This is a genomic window from Desulfallas thermosapovorans DSM 6562 (assembly GCF_008124625.1).
In the GTDB taxonomy this organism is placed as follows: Bacteria; Bacillota; Desulfotomaculia; order Desulfotomaculales; family Desulfallaceae; genus Sporotomaculum; species Sporotomaculum thermosapovorans.
Genome location: NZ_VNHM01000010.1, coordinates 1 through 16,163, shown reverse-complemented (window position 1 = coordinate 16,163; position 16,163 = coordinate 1). Strand labels below are relative to the sequence as shown.

Here is a 16,163-nt window from a genome sequence, read left to right as displayed (position 1 = left end):
CTCCCTTTTAATTGTGGTAGTCCCTAATCCACCACTTGCTTGCCGCAGTAGCTGCAATACTTGCCGCCCGGGGGCAACCCTTTGCTACAGTCTTTGCAAATGGGTACTTCGGGTTGCATTTGGTTAATTTGTTCCTCCAGTTCCTTCATTTCTTTTTCCAGTTCCTTGGTAGCCTCCAGTAACCGTAGTAATTCCTCCGCTATGCTGTCCTGCCCTGATTGTTGTTGATAATACAATGCTCCGATACCGGCCAGGTTATTTTCCATTTCCCTTTCCATTTTTCTCAACTCATGTTTCATTTTGGTAAGTTCAATTAGTTCCGAGGACTTTTTAGTAATATCTCTGGCTTTGTCACCGGCTATGCCACCGAAATCTTTAGCCCGGTTGCCCAGTTGTTTGGCACTATCAGCCATTCTTTGGATAAAACCCATACAATCACCTCCGCATTATTTTATATTCTGCGTGGTGGTAGGCAATCCTTTTCTTATTAGAGATAAAAAAGAATTAATGCTAAATTATCACCCAAGAAAAGAGCGGCGCATGGCCGCTCATTTTGTAGGTTTACTGTTGGGATTGCATACATTGTGGTTGAGTTCTACATATACCTCCGCCGGCTTAATGCGGTAAGGTTTATAAAACTCACCGGGTTTTCCCGCCCCGGCTTTTTCATTATCGGGTTTAGCCACCTACCGTTTCCCCCCTTGTGAAGCCATAGTTGCTTTATTCACTGCGGGTCAGGTGAAAGTGATTATGCTGGATTCTGACGGTATGCACAGCCCCGCAAAAAGGACATTGTTTGGATTCTTCATTTTTATAGCGAATTTCACCGATATGTTTTCCACAGCAGGTTATTTCAATGCTGATTATTTGTCCGTTATCACGATAATTAACCCGGTAGTCCATCTTTTTATGGCCCATTTTAACATCACCTCAATTTACCTTATTTTACCTCGAAAACCGAAATTTAAACGATAATGACACTGTTAAATATTACCATTTAGTGTAATATTTTATATAATCTCTTAAAATAATTTTGGAGAAATCGTAGAAGCCATAGCTATTTCGTGTTGTGAGCCTTATTGACGAATCATAAACAAGGCTACTTAAATGATTGAATTGCTACGCCGCTGGTTTGCCATAATAACCGCCGTCAGTGCATCATACACCGTGTCAATAATATGCACACAGCCTTCTCCTTTGCCCAACAGAACAGCAATTTTCTTTTTATTAAGAGAGGCTGCGCTATGACCTGGCAGTTGTTGCAGGAAGAAGGTGGCTTCGCGGCAAACATTATCCGGTGCACGTAGTAACGTGCCGTTGGCTTTGGTAATTACCAGGTCCTTGTCTGTTTCTATTTCGACGCTTAATTCATGAAATGAATCACAAAATGTGGCGACAATGAAATATCCGCCTTTATCATTTAGTGTATAGACGGATTGTGTTTTATACCTGTTAAAAAGGTTGCCGGTACGCATATAATCAGCATAATCTACCCATCGTTGAGTAATTCTATTGAGATTGCTGTAATACCGGCAAGAATTGGCAAAGGTCTTGTTCCAGTGTTCATTGTATTCACTGGCTGAAGCAAAACCACGTTCTTTATATATAAATGTTTCCGCTTGTATAATGCCGCGTATCGTTTCCGCAAACAGTTCCCGCGGGAAATAATCCAAGTGGGCCAGTGCGTCACGAAGCGCCGGACCGCTTTTTAGGTAGGCTTCTATTCCACGTATTTGAGGTATGTCCGTAATGGCCACTGGTGGAGAGTGGTTTTCCAGGGTTGCTTCCAGGATTTTAAAACTTACCAAATCCACCCGTAACCGGGTTCCAACTTCACGGTCAGTACCGCAGTACATGGTTTGCGCATTGAGCTGTCCGGTCGGCTGCCTGTTTCCTGTGTCCAACTCCGCGACCCGGGCATGGTTTGTCCTATTGGGTTGCCAGGTCGTTTGTAGTTGCTCTGTGTTAACTTCTGTAACCGCATGATTTAAAATAGTATCCCCGCACGGGGTGGGCGGATCGAAGCGCACAGTGGTAAACCAGTGGCGTTGGATAACATTTTTCATGGCTTCACTCCTTTGACCCATTATACCGGAAAATGAACAATTTGTTAGGTCTATTTTATATAAAAAAACACCTTAAAAATAAGGTGATAAATTACTGTTAATTACTATTTATGGTCTGTAGATCCTTCCTTAAGTAAAGCTATAGCCTTGGTGGTAAGAATAATAGGGAAACTGCGAATATACTCGGGACGCAGGAATGTTGCCGGCAAAAATGTTTTAGAAGAGATAAGTTCATTTTTCATAAGCAGCTTGGCAAGTTCGATGGCTTGCTGTTCAGATAGCGAGAATTTGTCCATTACTTTACCCATTGCGTCCTCCAGAAAAAAGGTACATTTCTGGGCATTATACAGTTCACGCAAAATTTTTTCCAAGCGCAGGTTCTCCAAGTTTACTATATTGGCCATGTTTTCAGCTGGTTTCATTGTTTTTAATAAGTTGTGGTTGGATAACCACAACTTATTGGCCAGCCTGTTCACTCCTTTTTATAGTTAATTATTAACTTGGCCGGGTGTTTCGTTTGACAATGCTTCGGATATTATTGCAGCAATGTTTTCCAGGGGGCTGGTGGATTGATTTGTGCGTAATGAAAAAACGTCGACCGTGTCTTTTTTTACCGCCACCACCGCCACGGGATCCAGGCGAATTCCCCCGCCACCGGTACCCTGTTGTGTGATGAATCCGCCAAAGGCGGTGGAAACAGATAAAACGGGTAATAATGTGATCTCTTGCACGGTTACAGGGTTACCCAAAACCATATGATCAAAGGAATTTTTTTTTAAGCCGGATAGAATTTCGGCCAGTTTGCCGTTACTCAGCATATTAGATACCACCTGGTTTATGAGACTTGCTTTCTATGTGTTAATTATATAGTAATTAGTCGCCTTATTAGGACCAGGCTTTGCTCCTTTCACTCAACTTATCCAGTTATGAATTTGTATAAATTTTAGTATACCAGCTTTTTTATAAATTGCAAAAAAGTACAATAAATTTATTTATGACTGGACACTCATGCCGCCAACGCGGCACCAGCAGAAGATGAAAATTACCTGACGCTATTTTCGGGATAGTGTTATGGAATTTTACAAGCCTGCAGAATCCACTGTCCTGGGGGTAACTTTCCAGTGCCTAAAACACAGTGATTATAATTGAATGTTATTACCCAGTTTCCTTGTCGGCAGTAGAATTTTTTTATCTTTTACAGATATTACTCCACCTGGCGAAAGGCGTATTTCAGGCAAGTGGGTGGCTGACAAGAACAGCAGTGTATATAGTAGATCGTAATGGGTGTGTCCACGCTTGGCCAGTATCTCGTATAGTGTACTGCACCGGTCAATTAGTTCATCCAAAGGTGCTGGGCTCATAATGCCCCCCAAAGGCAGGGGCAGTTCAAAGATGTTTTGGCCTTTTTCTGTAATTACAAGCCCACCGCCCATGTCATACATACGCACTACGGCCTGTAGCATGGCAAACGGGTCGTAGCCCAGGGCCAATATATCACCTGTTATTGTATTTGAGCAGGCCATGCCTTCCAGATTATCGGCAAAGCCGCTTAACAAGCCATTGGTTACCCATTCCCCATCTCTGTTTAAAAGGGCGGCATAAATTAACCCCTTCTGCCCGGTTATGTCAATGAAACCGTTTCGTACCGGCAGTTCCATGTCACGCTGCCTGGTTATCACAGGGTTAGCTAAATGCATCAACGGGAAAAATGCTGTAGTGGATTTTGTTTCCCGCACCTTTGGAACTAGATCGCGAGGTGTTAGGCCGGCGGTGGTGCCGGTGACCGGGGTAATATGGTAATCCTGCCAGGCGGGTACAGGCAGCTTGATCAGTGGCCGTCCGCCGTCGGCTACCCACCTGCCTTCGGCCATTACCTTAACGGGGGTTGGGTTGTCCAACTTGTTTAGGAACAGTATATCTGCCAACCGGCCCGGCCCAATGCCGCCCAGTTCATCGTCCATGCCGTAGTACACGGCCGGATTTAAAGTAGCTGTGCGGTATGCTTCCACCGGGGGTAGGCCGGCCTGCATAGCCAGGCGTAAAATAGCATCGGTAAAACCGTGTCTCATACTGGGCGGAGTTACTCCATCGGTGGTAATCATAACTCGTGAAAAGTTCGCACCTTCACTCAATAACTCTTTAACCAGTCGAGGTAGATCGGGACGCAACGAGCTGTGCCTTAACGTGGCGTACATACCCAGTCGCAGGCGGCGCAAGGCTTCCTCTCCGGTGATGCTTTCATGATCCGCCGAAACACCCCCGGCTGCCAGCGCGTTCAATGTCCTCACGGAAGCACCCGGTGCGTGACCTTCTACCCGCTTACCTATTCGGCCCGCCGTTATGACATTATCCAGCATTTGTTCACGTCCCGCCACCAGCGACGGCCAGTCGGTAAGTTCTCCCACCTGTCGTACCATCACAAAATTAAGCAAGCGTTTAATAGTTTGCGGGTCAAAACGTTCCATCCTGCTCCGGGAAAAAGTTTGGGGATCCAGGCGTGCGCTCCACAGTAGCTTCACGGGCAATGTGGCCAGTTCCTGCCATAGCTTGGCCAACTCTTCATCGTTCATAGCCATAAAAAAGAACAAATTATCGCACACCAGGGTGGTGGTACCCAAAGTCATTACTTTTTCCACCAAGGTAACCGGATTATAAGTTTGAAATGGATGGGCATGGGGTTCAATATAGCCGGGGCACAGGTATTGACCGGCAGCATCCACCACCTCTGTGTTTTCCCCCACCATGCAGTCGTCGTTGCCCAAGTAAGCAATGTGTCGGCCTTTCACCGCCACATTGGCCACCATTAATTCACCGGTATAAACATTAATTACCGTACCGCCCTTGATAAGAAAATCCGCGGGTTCTTTGCCCCGGGCGGTGGCAATTAATTTATATAGCTCATCTCGATTAATAGGACGTAGTTTGTGATAGTTTTGCATGGATATCCTGGCCTGGTTTTTACTGAATCAGCCTTCTACAAAATTGGGCTGAAAACTCAACAGATTTTTCCCGGCCAGGCTTTCGCTCCTTTCGTTTTATAATATATCAACAATGTGAACGGCTGCTGCCGGAACACATCTGAAGATGAATGGCAGAGTCTTTTTAAACATATTAATTATAACACTCCCCGGTGGTTAATGCCTGAATATTTAGCAAATCGTTTTCAATGTATCAAATCTATCCAAAATGTCAATTAATAATGTAAAATATAGTTAGTTTTTTATGGAGGGCAGAAAATGCAAACCGCTAATGTACTGGAGTTTCCCACCGTTGATGACCAGCATGTCATGAGAGCCGCCGTTGACACGTTTCTTTCAACCCAAACAGGTAAAACCCGGGAGATAATGCTCAAAACCATCCGGGCCGTATTGGACCGTTATCATATTACTAAGTTTAGCTTTGCCGACTATTATGTCTATGCCACCAGAGAGCCTAAATGGTCTTTGATTAAGGCCAGGCACATTATTAAAGAAGATAACTGTCCCGGTTGTGGGGAACACATATATACATACAAAAGTAATGTGCGTATATTAAGCATTGAGGAAAATCCACACTATCATTATGTAACTTACGGCTGTCGCTGCGGGCAGGTGTTCGGTAAATGGGAACCCGCCGCAGGCCAAGAACACTGAGAGAGGATTAAAATGCAACTATATAAAATAGCCGATGATCTTGGAGTAAGGATCACCGGCTATTTTAAATGTAATTAGGTTGTGCTTTTTCTGCTTTGATTGACTGAGATGGCTTTGTGGTGTTTAATGTAATAGTAACTAAAGCAATTTTTTTTTGGGCGGGAGGAATTTTTCATGTTATATGCAAGTACCAGGGGGAAATACGATCCGGTGCCCGCCGCAGGGGCCATAAAAATGGGTATTGCCCCTGATGGCGGGCTATTCGTGCCTACCCGGCGGATAACGTTGTCTACGGAAGATATTCAAACCATGGCTCGTCTTTCTTACCAACAACGGGCTGTTAAAATACTGGAGCCTTTTTTGACCGATTTTACTACGGAACAAATACGCAAAGCGGTGGATTGCGCCTATAACTCAGCCAGTTTCGATCACCCGGAGGTGGCTCCGCTGGCTGAGTTGGACGAGGGGTTAAACGTGCTGGAACTGTGGCATGGGCCTACCTGTGCCTTTAAGGATATGGCCCTGCAAATACTGCCCCACCTGCTGGTCAAATCCATGAAAAAAACCGGTGAGAACGCGGGCATCCTTATTTTAGTAGCCACCTCGGGGGATACCGGTAAAGCTGCTCTGGAGGGTTTTAAAGATGTCCCGGGCACCGCCATTATGGTATTTTACCCGGAAAAGGGAGTCAGCGAAGTACAAAAAATGCAGATGGTAACCCAGGAAGGCGGCAATGTGGGAGTTTATGCCGTGCGGGGCAACTTTGACGATACCCAAAGCGGTGTTAAGGCCATATTTGGCGACACAACCATGCAGCGAACCGTGGCGGAGCACGGCTATAAGTTTTCTTCGGCCAACTCCATAAACTGGGGTCGGTTAGTGCCCCAGATAGTATATTATTTTTCGGCTTATGCGGATCTCTTGTCCCGGGGGCGGTTAAAGCCCGGTGATGAGGTCAACTTTGTAGTACCCACGGGTAATTTTGGCAACATTCTGGCCGGGTTTTATGCTAGACAGATGGGATTGCCAGTACACCGGTTGGTATGCGCCGCCAACGAAAACAATGTGCTCACTGATTTTATTACCAGTGGCACCTATGACCGTAACCGTGTTTTTAAACGCACCATTTCTCCTTCTATGGATATATTGATTTCCAGTAACCTGGAACGATTATTGTATGAACTTACTGATCATGACGCCCTTCGTGTGCGGCAGTGGATGGCCGATTTAACAGCCAAAGGGCGGTATACGGTGGACGATATTACCCGGGAAAGGGTGCAGACCATATTTTGGTCGGATTTTGCTGACGATACTGCCACCATCTCATCTATCAAGTCAACGTACCACCGGTATGGTTATGTAGTGGATACCCACACTGCAGTAGGATTATACGTTTACGAGCGCTACCGGCGGACCACCGGTGACAACCGGCCCACCGTGGTGCTTTCCACCGCCAGTCCTTTTAAATTTAATGCCAGCGTTGCCCGGGCGCTTTTAGACGAAGAGCAGACTGCAGGGCGGGATGAATTTGCGCTGCTGCAAATGCTTTCCGAATTTAGCGGCCTGCCTGTGCCGCCGGGTTTAAACGGGCTTGCCGAGCGTTCGGTACGGCACACCACGGTGGTAGATAGCAATCAAATGCCTAATGCAGTATTGGATTTTGTAATAAAAAGGAAAAGAATGAGAGTGTCCTTGTAAGTGAAAAGTAAAAATCTGCAATTGATGATAGCTCCCACTACGTCGGTGGGAGCTACCGTCGGGTAGTTATTATTATTAAGGACGGTCAAAAATGAGTAAAACTTTTTTTCCAATGATGTTAACTGTATTCGCAGCGGTAGGCACCTATTATCTTTTAGCCACCGAAACAGTCCTTTCAGAAAGTATAAGCATGACTGCCGGTGTAGCTGTGGGTGTATTTTGTGCTGTAGCAACCAGAAAAATCATGCACAAGAAATAGGCAGCGTGGTGCTCACCGCTGTGGTCGATCCCGCCGGCGAGGCCTGATTTCCGCTTTTATTAGCGCCGGTATTGTTCTCTTACATACCACTTACCGTCGATTTGGATGAGCTGCTCATGTACGTCGCTCACCGGTAGAAAGGTCCAGCCCTGGGCCTTTTTATTTTTGCATAGTCAGGCCCATTCCTTCATCAGCAGGGGCAGATTGAAATGGCTGGTAACCCAAACTTCGTATGTTTCAGGATTATATAAAACTCCTTTAACATCTGATTTTTTTTCCAACAATATTGGTCACATCCTTTAAGTTTTATAGCCGTTGTTCTTATATATAAGTTTTTATAGGTTGTTAATCCAAAAGTATATCCAGTACCTTTTGTGGGTTATTTAAAAAATGCCCGGTTATGTGATAGTGTTCAGTATCCGTTGTTTTGCTCCAATAATTTTCACCACCTGGTGTCAAATAATCGCCATCGACTGTTTTTCGCTTTCTCTATTAATCAATGGATTAACTTTACGGCATAGTTTCATTGTACATTCAATGTAAATATAAAGCAAACACGGGTGCGCTATACTTTTTCAATAGTCTAGACATTATGTCCGTAAAATGTTTTGTGCTCTGAGGGGCTTGGGGCGTTGTATGAATATCAAATATTGTTTATATTATTGTGAAATAATGCTATTTCTGGCATAGGAGGTAACTATAATGAGTTTCACAGTGAACAAAACCCGGGTGGAATTGGTACGAGGGGATATTACCCTGCAGGATACCGATGCCATTGTAAACGCGGCCAATTCCAGTTTATTGGGAGGCGGCGGTGTGGACGGGGCTATTCACCGGGCTGGCGGACCCCGCATACTGGAGGAGTGCAAGGAAATCAGAGCCCGGCAGGGGGGGTGCCCTACCGGCCAGGCGGTGATCACCGGTGGGGGTAATTTAACCGCCCGTTATGTTATTCATACCGTAGGACCGGTATGGCACGGTGGTGGTCACAACGAGGCGGCATTGTTGAGGAATGCTTACCTTAATAGTCTTCGGCTGGCTCATGAAAAGGGTCTCACCAGTATTGCCTTTCCATCCATCAGCACCGGGGCTTACCGCTACCCCATAGAGCAAGCGGCAGCCATTGCCGTATCCGCTGTGCGGGAACATGCAGAGAATTATGATCTACCCCGGCTGATCAGGTTTGTACTGTTCAGCGACCGGGATCTGATAGTTTACCAGGCCGCTTGGGATGCTGCCAACCCGGTTAAAGCAGAATAATAAAAATCGTAATTTGATTTACGAGTTCAAAAACTTGAAAAAATTATTATGCTACTGGTCAGTTAAAATTTACCGAACGGTCTAATTATACTCAGCAATAAAAAATATATAAAAATGTAATAAGGACAGCCGCCTGAGCTGTCCTTATTCGGTGACATCTTAGCTAAGCTGGGGCATTTGCGCCATACCAAAGGAATTAATCATAGTGCTGGTGGTCATTTGTTTCATGGTAGGAACCTGATACATACCTTTTTGGTTCATATAATTCCATACTTCAAAGGATTGTTCACTGCAGTTAATGGCGCTTTGCTGCAGCATCCTTCTTAACGTGGGGTCAGCAAATTCCAGTGAAGCGGTCATTTTAAGAATGGCTGAAGATTTATGACATCCCAACATACCGCTGGCTACGTCCCTGTCGTCCATTTCATCTGCCGAGAGGTTTGGGGCATTTGGCGCAGGATTCTTTAATCCATACTCCGGAGCTGTGTTTTTAATCCTGCGGTAAGGAATTGCTTCGCTCTTTCTTTGTTGCTGTACTGTTTGAACCATATTGTTATATTCTTGGGTCATAAAGCTTATCTGATTATCCAATATTGAGCGTAATTGTGGATCCTGAACATGGGGGCGGTAGAGCTGAAATTGGTTGATACCATCGATGGTATCCGTTAAAACCTCATGTAATTGCATTATTTCATGTGCGCCTAGTTCTGCGGCCATTAAAATCCTCCTTTTTTTTGTTTGATTTTATATTTGCCCGGCTTTCTGCACCGTCATGCCATGAATTTTATGGGATTTACCGGTAATAAAAAATCCTTCCGCAAAGCGAAAGGATTTTTTATGTTGAATTGTCAAAACCTATTAAGCCGAAGGAGAATTGGAAAATGACTGGTTAAACATACCCTTAACCTGGGCTGTTAGCTGCTTGTGACTGTAACTTTGCAGGGTGATGGCCTTGTTGGGGCACTCGCCGGCGCAGGTGCCGCAACCCTGACAAATGACCGCCTCTATCTCAGCCAGGTGTTTTTCGTTGATGCGTGGGGCCTTGAACGGACACAGCCGCACGCAAGTCAAGCAGGCTGCACAGAGATCTTGGTTTACCACTGCCACCACGCCTTTTGATTCCAACTTGTCGTGGCTTAAAATGCTGGTGGCCCGCCCTGCGGCTGCTTTGGCCTGGGAAATGCTCTCATCTATGGACTTGGGGCCATGAGCCAGCCCGCACATGTAAATGCCCTCGGCAGCAAAGTCCACCGGGCGCAGCTTCATATGAGCTTCCTGGAAGAAATTGTCCGGGTTCAAGGGGACCTTGAACAACTGGGACAAACGGTGGTTCGATTCAGCCGGTGCTATAGGCGCTGCCAGGGTTAGTAGGTCGGCGTCTATAGCGTACGTCTCACCCATAATATGGTCGGTGGCGGTCACCCGCAATTTACTCTGTCCGTTTTGGCCCACCAGTTCCACTTGGGGCTTGTTATCCACATCATAGCGGAAGAATATTACGCCTTTGGCCCGGGCTTCCCGGTAATAGTCTTCGTTAAAGCTGTAAGTACGTATATCCCGGTATAGTACAATAATTGAAACGTCGGGGTTTATTTCCTTAATCTTGAGGGCTAGCTTCATGGTCTTGGTGCAGCATATGCGACTACAGTAGGGGCGGTTTTCCTCTCTGGAGCCTACACACTGGATCATCACGATATTTTGTGCAGACTTGACCCGGGGATCGTTGTTAACGATAGCCTCATCCAGTTCCAACTGAGTCATTACTCGATTATCCTGGCCGTACAGATATTCGGTGGGCTTAGCCTCATCGCCACCGGTGGCAATGATGGATACACCGTGTTCCAGTAATTGTCCGGTGGACAATTTGGTTTTAAAGTTTCCGATATAGCCGGATACTTCTTCTATTTCACAACCTGTATAAAGGTTTATATTAGAGCTGTTTTTAACTTTGTTAATTAATTGCTGTAGAAATGATGGTATATTTTCACCGTTAAAACCTTCGTGAATACGTAAAGCCATGCCGCCCAATCGGTCACTCTTCTCCAATAAGTGTACTTTATAGCCCTGTTCTACCAGGCTCAGTGCTGAAGTCATGCCGGCTACGCCGCCGCCTATAACCAGCGCAGTGTTGGTTACGTCCACAGTTACATTTTTAGCAGCATTTAGTGTAGCTGCCTTAGCTACGGCGGCACTTACCAAATCCTTGGCTTTAGCCGTTGCCTTTTCGGGCTGTTGTTGGTGTACCCAGGAGCACTGGTCCCGGATATTGGCCATTTCAAATAAAGCAGCATTGAGGCCTGCTTCCTTCATGGTTTCTTGGAACAGGGGCTTGTGGGTACGGGGACTGCATGAGGCCACCACAATGCGGTTAAGTTTGTGCTCTTCTATTAATTCCTTCATGGCCAATTGGCTATCCTGAGCGCAAGCATACAAACTATTTGTTGCGTAAACCACGTGGGGCAACTGCTTTACATGTTCCACCACTGCCGGTACATCCACCACGCTGGCGATATTTATACCACAGTGACATACAAATACCCCGATGCGTGGTTCTTCCCCGGTTACATCCTTTTCTTCAGGAAATTCCATTTCGGTTACCTGGGTATTTCGTACCGGTGACAAAAAGGCCGCTGTGTCTCCGGCGGCCGCGCTGGCCTGCATCACGGTCTCCGGTATATCCTTGGGGCCGCTGAAGACACCAGCTACGTAAATCCCTTTCCGGGAAGTTTGTACGCCGGACAATTCCTCAAGACGGCAGAAATTATAATCGTTTAACTTAATGCCCAATATTCCGGCTAAATCCACGGCTTCCTGAGTTGGTTTTAAGCCTACGGATAGTACCAGCATTTCAAAATCTTCTTCGACCATTCCTTCAGGTGTGCGATAACGTACCCGTAATTCCTTGGTCTTGGGCAACTCCTTGACCGATGAAATCATGCTTTTAATGTAGCGTACATTGGACTGGTTTTGGGCACGGTTGTAATATTTTTCGTAGTCTTTACCGAAAGCCCGAATATCCATGTTAAAAATGGTTGTATCCAGGCCAGGTACGTGCTCTTTGGCAATAACAGCCTCTTTTGTGGCATACATACAGCACACAGACGAACAATAACCATTGCATAAAGATACATCCCGGGAGCCTACGCATTGGATAAAAGCAATTTTCTTGGGGGTGGTACCATCTGCTTTTTGCACGTGACCCTCGTAAGGACCAGAAGCACTAAGCATGCGTTCAAACTGCAGGCTGGTGAGCACGTTTTCATATACACCGTAACCATACTCGCCCCGGAGTTCAGCATTAACCAAGTCGTAGCCCGTACACAGTATGATTGCACCTACATTTAGAGAAACTATTTCTTCCTGCATAGAGTGATCAATGGCATTAGACTGGCAAACCTTGATACACTTGCCGCAGGCTTTGGGATTTTTCATCTTCAAGCATCTGGTGGAGTCAATCATGTAGGCGTTGGGATACGCCTGGGGGTAGAGCTTGTAGATGGCTTTGCGATGGCCCAAGTTCTGGTTGAACTCATTGGGTACCTTTACCGGGCAAGCCTCGGAGCAGGAACCGCAACCCACGCATTTATCAGGATCCACGTAGCGAGGACGCTTTTTAACCTGGACAGTAAAATTACCGGCTTCTCCGGATAGTCCGATAACGTCCGAGCAGGTTAATATATCTATATTGCGGTGGCGCCCGCATTCCACCAGTTTGGGGGAAAGGATACACATGGAGCAGTCGTTGGTGGGAAAGGTTTTGTCCAGCATGGGCATGCGCCCGCCAATCGCCGGCGACTTCTCCACAATATAAACTTTGTACCCCACTTCCGCCAAATCCAGGGCGGACTGCATGCCGCTTATGCCCGCACCGATTATTAGCACGGAGCCCACCATTTTGCCTTTATCTTTGCGATCGGAATTGTTTTTACTCACAATCAATACAGACCTCCATCACAAATTTAGTCCGCCAGTGACAATGATTGCAACAGCGGGTTGGGGTTTATTAAATGCAGGTTAAACCATTTTTTTGCATCAGGCAGTCCCAGTGCCAAACCAATTAGTTCTGTGAAAAAGAAGGTCGGCAGTTCGGTGCCCCTTTCTTGGCGACGCATTTCCAAGTTGGACTGGCACAGCGGGCAAGCGGTGACAATAGCCATGGCCTCCACTTCTTTAGCTGCTTCAATTAATCGGTTAACCATACCTTGTACCACTTTGGTGGAGGTTAAACCCAAATTAGCCCCGCAGCAGTCCGTTTTGTACGACCATTGTATGGTCTCGGCGCCCAGAGCTTTAACTATATTATCCATAGACATGGGATTTTCAGTATTGTCAAAATTGGTCACTTCGGGCGGCCTGACCAGCAGGCATCCATAGAAGCAAACCACCTTTAGACCTTTAAGCGGTTTTTGTACCTTTTTGGCGATGGCCTCAACACCTACCTGGCTGACCAAGGCCTCCAGCAGTGATACTACATTAATTTTACCGTTATATTTAAAATCAACAATGCTCTCAATTTCCTTGCGCAGTTCACCGTCATGGCGTAAAACATGATCAGCTTTTTTGACCCGGCTATAACAAGCCGAGCAAGGTATGGCCAAATCCATGCCCGCCTCTTGGGCCAGAGCCACGTTGCGGGACGGCAAAGCGATTGAAAGCAAGTGGTTGGTGCTGTGGGCCGAGGTAGCGCCGCAGCAAACCCAGTCTTTGAGTTCTACCAACTCCACACCCAGTGCTTGGCAGGCAATCCGAGCAGACTTGTCATATTCTTTAGCGGTGGATCCCAAAGAGCATCCAGGAAAATAGGAAAGTTTCAATTTATGTAACTCCTTTCCTTTAATAGCTGGTTAAATAGCTTGCCGGTTTTAAACATTAGTGGGCGGTTTTGTTGAATATATCCTTAATTTTGCCCCTGGCCTTGATACGATGTGGAAATAAGGGCAATTTACCCTTTCTGAACATTTCCAATCCAACATCCATATCTGAAAATAGATCGCCGCTTTTAATTTTATAAATGACCATCATACTGGTTTCGTGCACCCGACCGTGGGATCGCACCGAGTTTAAAAAGGTGTTATGGAACAAATTAATATTTTTCTCCTTTACCATGCCAGCAGCAATGGCCATCTCTTTTAACGCATCCATTACCTCGGCAGTATTAATGCCATTGGGGCAACGTGCTCCACAAGTTTCACAGCTAGAGCAAATCCAGATGCTGGAGCTATTTAGTACGCGCTCCTTTTGGCCAAGCTGCACCAAGCGAATGATTTCATTGGGGTAATAATCGGCAAACCCCGTTGCTATGCAACCCGAAGCACACTTCTGACATTGGTAACAAAGCTCAATGGGCTGCCTGCTTTTTTCCTTAACTTCATTGAAAAATTTTCTTTTATCTGCATCAATGAAACTCAACTAAATCCCCCCTCCTGTAAATAAATTAAAAAATATAATTAAAAAGGTTAATGAATAATAATTCTTTACAAACGTTTAAAAAATGAATATATTATGTAGATGGCTTAAAATTTTAAGAAATTTTACGAACTATGTTTTATAATAAGTCATATTATTGATTGTATACACTTGTTCTATGATATTAATTTATAGTTTCGCTATTAATATATAAACGAAATGACGGTTTGGGCGTAATTAAATTATATGTTAATTGGTCTAAAAAGAAAAGAATAATCTTATTTTTTATATTAATTCTTAAAAATTGAAATTAAATGTAAAAGTGCGGATTTTTTATGTATAAATATACATTTGCCGGCTAGAGAGAGCATGGCGAAAAAATACCCCACACGGGGGTAACAATTGAGCATATGTTTATAATATAATACCAAAAAAAAGGTATCTGTCAACTAGGCGACATCTATTTCTTAATGGTATATAACAAGTATATAACCACAATAAATAATCCCTTTTATGGTTCGAAACGCCACAAAAGGGGTTTTTATGTTGGCAATGTACATGATAATTTTTTATTTGGTGCGGGCGAAGGGATTTGAACCCCCACGGGTTGCCCCACTGGATCCTAAGTCCAGCGCGTCTGCCGTTCCGCCACGCCCGCATATAAATCTTATCTTTTACCCACGAAAATTAATATATCATTTTCTTCTTTAAATATCAAGGACCAAAGTAAAGATTCATTTTTAATTATATCGTCCGCCACATACAAATTATACAAATACAAATACCACACAAGCTACCATTGGTAACGAGTGTGGTATTCATGTTTTTAGTTTTAAGCTGTTTTATCAAGACATTTTGGTTATGTTGTCGGAATTGATTTTATCTGAGTTCTTAGGGACAAAAGTTTTACAGCAAGTAGCCATGCAGGAATCAGCCGCTGTGGGGGTTAATTGTTTAGCCATGGTGGCGTCAAAACTGTCCGGTTGATTTGTTCCAAAGGCATCCGAAGCAACTAGGATTTCATTAGCCGAACACTTGTTGCCTTTTTCCCAATAGTGACAATTATTAATAATACAGTGAATATGTTGGTTCATTACTGGCATCACTCCTTTAATTTATTATTTCATTTCTGTATTTAGTGTTCCCCAAAGCCCACAGTTTATTTGTTGGATTTATTTGCATATATTTGTTAATATAAATTGTGAAGGTCAATAATAAATGCTTAGTGATAATCATTTATGTTTTCTTTTTGATTTTACCCACAGGTTGGTTAGTAATCTGTAGATTAAATAAAAACCAAACAGAACTAGAAAGCCCCATAGACCAGCTATAATATCTTGCAGTTCCATGTCACCACGGCCCATGATCTTTTGTTGCACTTCCAGGCTTAAAACCAGAATGGCTAGCATGGTGAAGGTGAAAATGAAAGAAACCAACGAGATGTTGTATTTCGCCAGCCATTTGACTAGATAGTCTATAAAGACGAAAAAAACTACCCCTAACAAGCCAATTATGTGAATTAGCAAATTAAATCGGCACCTCATTTGCAAAATAGAGCAGTTGAAAAACGAGGGGTTAAACCAATATTTTGCACATTAATCAAGCATATTCGAACCCAAGTTTTCACATAATCACGGTATTTCGGCAGCTGTTTTTACCATAAAGTAAGCAGTCAGGAAATAGCTGACTGCTTAAGGGACTTGTCCTTAAAACAAGATCAAGGTATAGTATATTTATTCCACCCGAATTCGGTAACTGGCCTTTGGATGCAGGTGGAACCGGGTATTGCTAAGGTATATAACCCAGTCAGGGTCCATTTCGATCCGGCAAGGTAAAAAATGG

The 16,163-nt window shown here is 44.6% G+C and carries 17 protein-coding genes and 1 tRNA gene; 4 read left to right on the top strand and 14 right to left on the bottom strand.

Annotated features, from left to right (window positions below; all coding sequences use genetic code 11):
- Positions 1-23 precede the first annotated feature (23 nt).
- The 7 genes from LX24_RS09635 to LX24_RS09605 form a co-directional block, all read right to left on the bottom strand.
- Entirely contained in the window at positions 24-431 is a 408-nt protein-coding gene (locus tag LX24_RS09635) for a zinc ribbon domain-containing protein (protein WP_166511950.1), read from the bottom strand.
- Positions 432-548: 117 nt separating this feature from the next.
- On the bottom strand, positions 549-686 hold the full coding sequence (locus tag LX24_RS09630) for a hypothetical protein (RefSeq protein WP_166511949.1): 138 nt from the start codon (positions 684-686) through the stop codon (positions 549-551).
- A gap of 34 nt (positions 687-720) precedes the next feature.
- Positions 721-918, bottom strand: coding sequence for a hypothetical protein (locus LX24_RS09625; RefSeq protein ID WP_166511948.1), 198 nt, complete (start codon positions 916-918; stop codon positions 721-723).
- Between the two features lie 185 nt (positions 919-1,103).
- Complete coding sequence (locus tag LX24_RS09620) at positions 1,104-2,066, bottom strand: DUF2889 domain-containing protein (protein WP_166511947.1); 963 nt, start codon at positions 2,064-2,066, stop codon at positions 1,104-1,106.
- A gap of 104 nt (positions 2,067-2,170) precedes the next feature.
- Positions 2,171-2,470, bottom strand: a complete 300-nt coding sequence (locus LX24_RS09615; protein WP_166511946.1) for a hypothetical protein — start codon at positions 2,468-2,470, stop codon at positions 2,171-2,173.
- Between the two features lie 84 nt (positions 2,471-2,554).
- Complete coding sequence (locus LX24_RS09610; RefSeq protein ID WP_166511945.1) at positions 2,555-2,884, bottom strand: spore germination protein GerW family protein; 330 nt, start codon at positions 2,882-2,884, stop codon at positions 2,555-2,557.
- Positions 2,885-3,205: 321 nt separating this feature from the next.
- Complete coding sequence (locus tag LX24_RS09605) at positions 3,206-5,005, bottom strand: adenine deaminase C-terminal domain-containing protein (protein ID WP_166511944.1); 1,800 nt, start codon at positions 5,003-5,005, stop codon at positions 3,206-3,208.
- A gap of 297 nt (positions 5,006-5,302) precedes the next feature.
- On the opposite strand from LX24_RS09605, the gene LX24_RS09600 reads away from it, so the two are divergent.
- The 4 genes from LX24_RS09600 (at position 5,303) to LX24_RS09585 (ending at position 8,915) form a co-directional block, all read left to right on the top strand.
- Complete coding sequence (locus tag LX24_RS09600; RefSeq protein WP_166511943.1) at positions 5,303-5,698, top strand: hypothetical protein; 396 nt, start codon at positions 5,303-5,305, stop codon at positions 5,696-5,698.
- A gap of 174 nt (positions 5,699-5,872) precedes the next feature.
- Positions 5,873-7,396 carry a threonine synthase gene (gene thrC / locus LX24_RS09595; protein ID WP_166511942.1) on the top strand — a complete coding sequence of 508 codons (1,524 nt, stop codon included), beginning with the start codon at positions 5,873-5,875 and terminating at the stop codon, positions 7,394-7,396.
- A gap of 91 nt (positions 7,397-7,487) precedes the next feature.
- Positions 7,488-7,655 carry a hypothetical protein gene (locus LX24_RS09590; RefSeq protein ID WP_166511941.1) on the top strand — a complete coding sequence of 56 codons (168 nt, stop codon included), beginning with the start codon at positions 7,488-7,490 and terminating at the stop codon, positions 7,653-7,655.
- Between the two features lie 702 nt (positions 7,656-8,357).
- On the top strand, positions 8,358-8,915 hold the full coding sequence (locus LX24_RS09585) for an O-acetyl-ADP-ribose deacetylase (RefSeq protein ID WP_166511940.1): 558 nt from the start codon (positions 8,358-8,360) through the stop codon (positions 8,913-8,915).
- A 159-nt stretch (positions 8,916-9,074) separates the two neighbouring features.
- Here LX24_RS09585 and LX24_RS09580 read toward each other — a convergent pair whose 3' ends face one another.
- The 7 genes from LX24_RS09580 to LX24_RS09550 form a co-directional block, all read right to left on the bottom strand.
- Positions 9,075-9,632: a spore coat protein gene (locus LX24_RS09580; protein ID WP_166511939.1), complete on the bottom strand. Its 558-nt coding sequence runs from the start codon at positions 9,630-9,632 to the stop codon at positions 9,075-9,077.
- Positions 9,633-9,773: 141 nt separating this feature from the next.
- Positions 9,774-12,848: an FAD-dependent oxidoreductase gene (locus LX24_RS09575; RefSeq protein ID WP_479723364.1), complete on the bottom strand. Its 3,075-nt coding sequence runs from the start codon at positions 12,846-12,848 to the stop codon at positions 9,774-9,776.
- A gap of 26 nt (positions 12,849-12,874) precedes the next feature.
- Positions 12,875-13,729 (bottom strand): CoB--CoM heterodisulfide reductase iron-sulfur subunit B family protein, encoded by an 855-nt coding sequence (locus LX24_RS09570; protein WP_166511938.1) that lies wholly within the window; start codon positions 13,727-13,729, stop codon positions 12,875-12,877.
- Positions 13,730-13,784: 55 nt separating this feature from the next.
- Positions 13,785-14,324 (bottom strand): 4Fe-4S dicluster domain-containing protein, encoded by a 540-nt coding sequence (locus tag LX24_RS09565; protein ID WP_166511937.1) that lies wholly within the window; start codon positions 14,322-14,324, stop codon positions 13,785-13,787.
- A gap of 571 nt (positions 14,325-14,895) precedes the next feature.
- Positions 14,896-14,979: transfer RNA gene (locus LX24_RS09560), tRNA-Leu, on the bottom strand.
- Positions 14,980-15,166: 187 nt separating this feature from the next.
- Positions 15,167-15,415, bottom strand: coding sequence for a DUF1540 domain-containing protein (locus LX24_RS09555; RefSeq protein WP_166511936.1), 249 nt, complete (start codon positions 15,413-15,415; stop codon positions 15,167-15,169).
- Between the two features lie 639 nt (positions 15,416-16,054).
- Positions 16,055-16,163: DUF5348 domain-containing protein (locus LX24_RS09550; RefSeq protein ID WP_166511935.1), on the bottom strand; the 109-nt coding region annotated here is incomplete at its 5' end.

Excerpts from the sequence above, each read along its gene's own strand:
- LX24_RS09585 (WP_166511940.1), top strand. The coding sequence starts at position 8,358 with ATGAGTTTCACAGTGAACAAAACCCGGGTGGAATTGGTACGAGGGGAT.
- LX24_RS09635 (WP_166511950.1), bottom strand. The coding sequence starts at position 431 with ATGGGTTTTATCCAAAGAATGGCTGATAGTGCCAAACAACTGGGCAAC.
- LX24_RS09590 (WP_166511941.1), top strand. The coding sequence starts at position 7,488 with ATGAGTAAAACTTTTTTTCCAATGATGTTAACTGTATTCGCAGCGGTA.
- thrC (WP_166511942.1), top strand. The coding sequence starts at position 5,873 with ATGTTATATGCAAGTACCAGGGGGAAATACGATCCGGTGCCCGCCGCA.
- LX24_RS09620 (WP_166511947.1), bottom strand. The coding sequence starts at position 2,066 with ATGAAAAATGTTATCCAACGCCACTGGTTTACCACTGTGCGCTTCGAT.
- LX24_RS09615 (WP_166511946.1), bottom strand. The coding sequence starts at position 2,470 with ATGGCCAATATAGTAAACTTGGAGAACCTGCGCTTGGAAAAAATTTTG.
- LX24_RS09605 (WP_166511944.1), bottom strand. The coding sequence starts at position 5,005 with ATGCAAAACTATCACAAACTACGTCCTATTAATCGAGATGAGCTATAT.
- LX24_RS09580 (WP_166511939.1), bottom strand. The coding sequence starts at position 9,632 with ATGGCCGCAGAACTAGGCGCACATGAAATAATGCAATTACATGAGGTT.
- LX24_RS09555 (WP_166511936.1), bottom strand. The coding sequence starts at position 15,415 with ATGAACCAACATATTCACTGTATTATTAATAATTGTCACTATTGGGAA.
- LX24_RS09600 (WP_166511943.1), top strand. The coding sequence starts at position 5,303 with ATGCAAACCGCTAATGTACTGGAGTTTCCCACCGTTGATGACCAGCAT.
- LX24_RS09610 (WP_166511945.1), bottom strand. The coding sequence starts at position 2,884 with ATGCTGAGTAACGGCAAACTGGCCGAAATTCTATCCGGCTTAAAAAAA.
- LX24_RS09625 (WP_166511948.1), bottom strand. The coding sequence starts at position 918 with ATGGGCCATAAAAAGATGGACTACCGGGTTAATTATCGTGATAACGGA.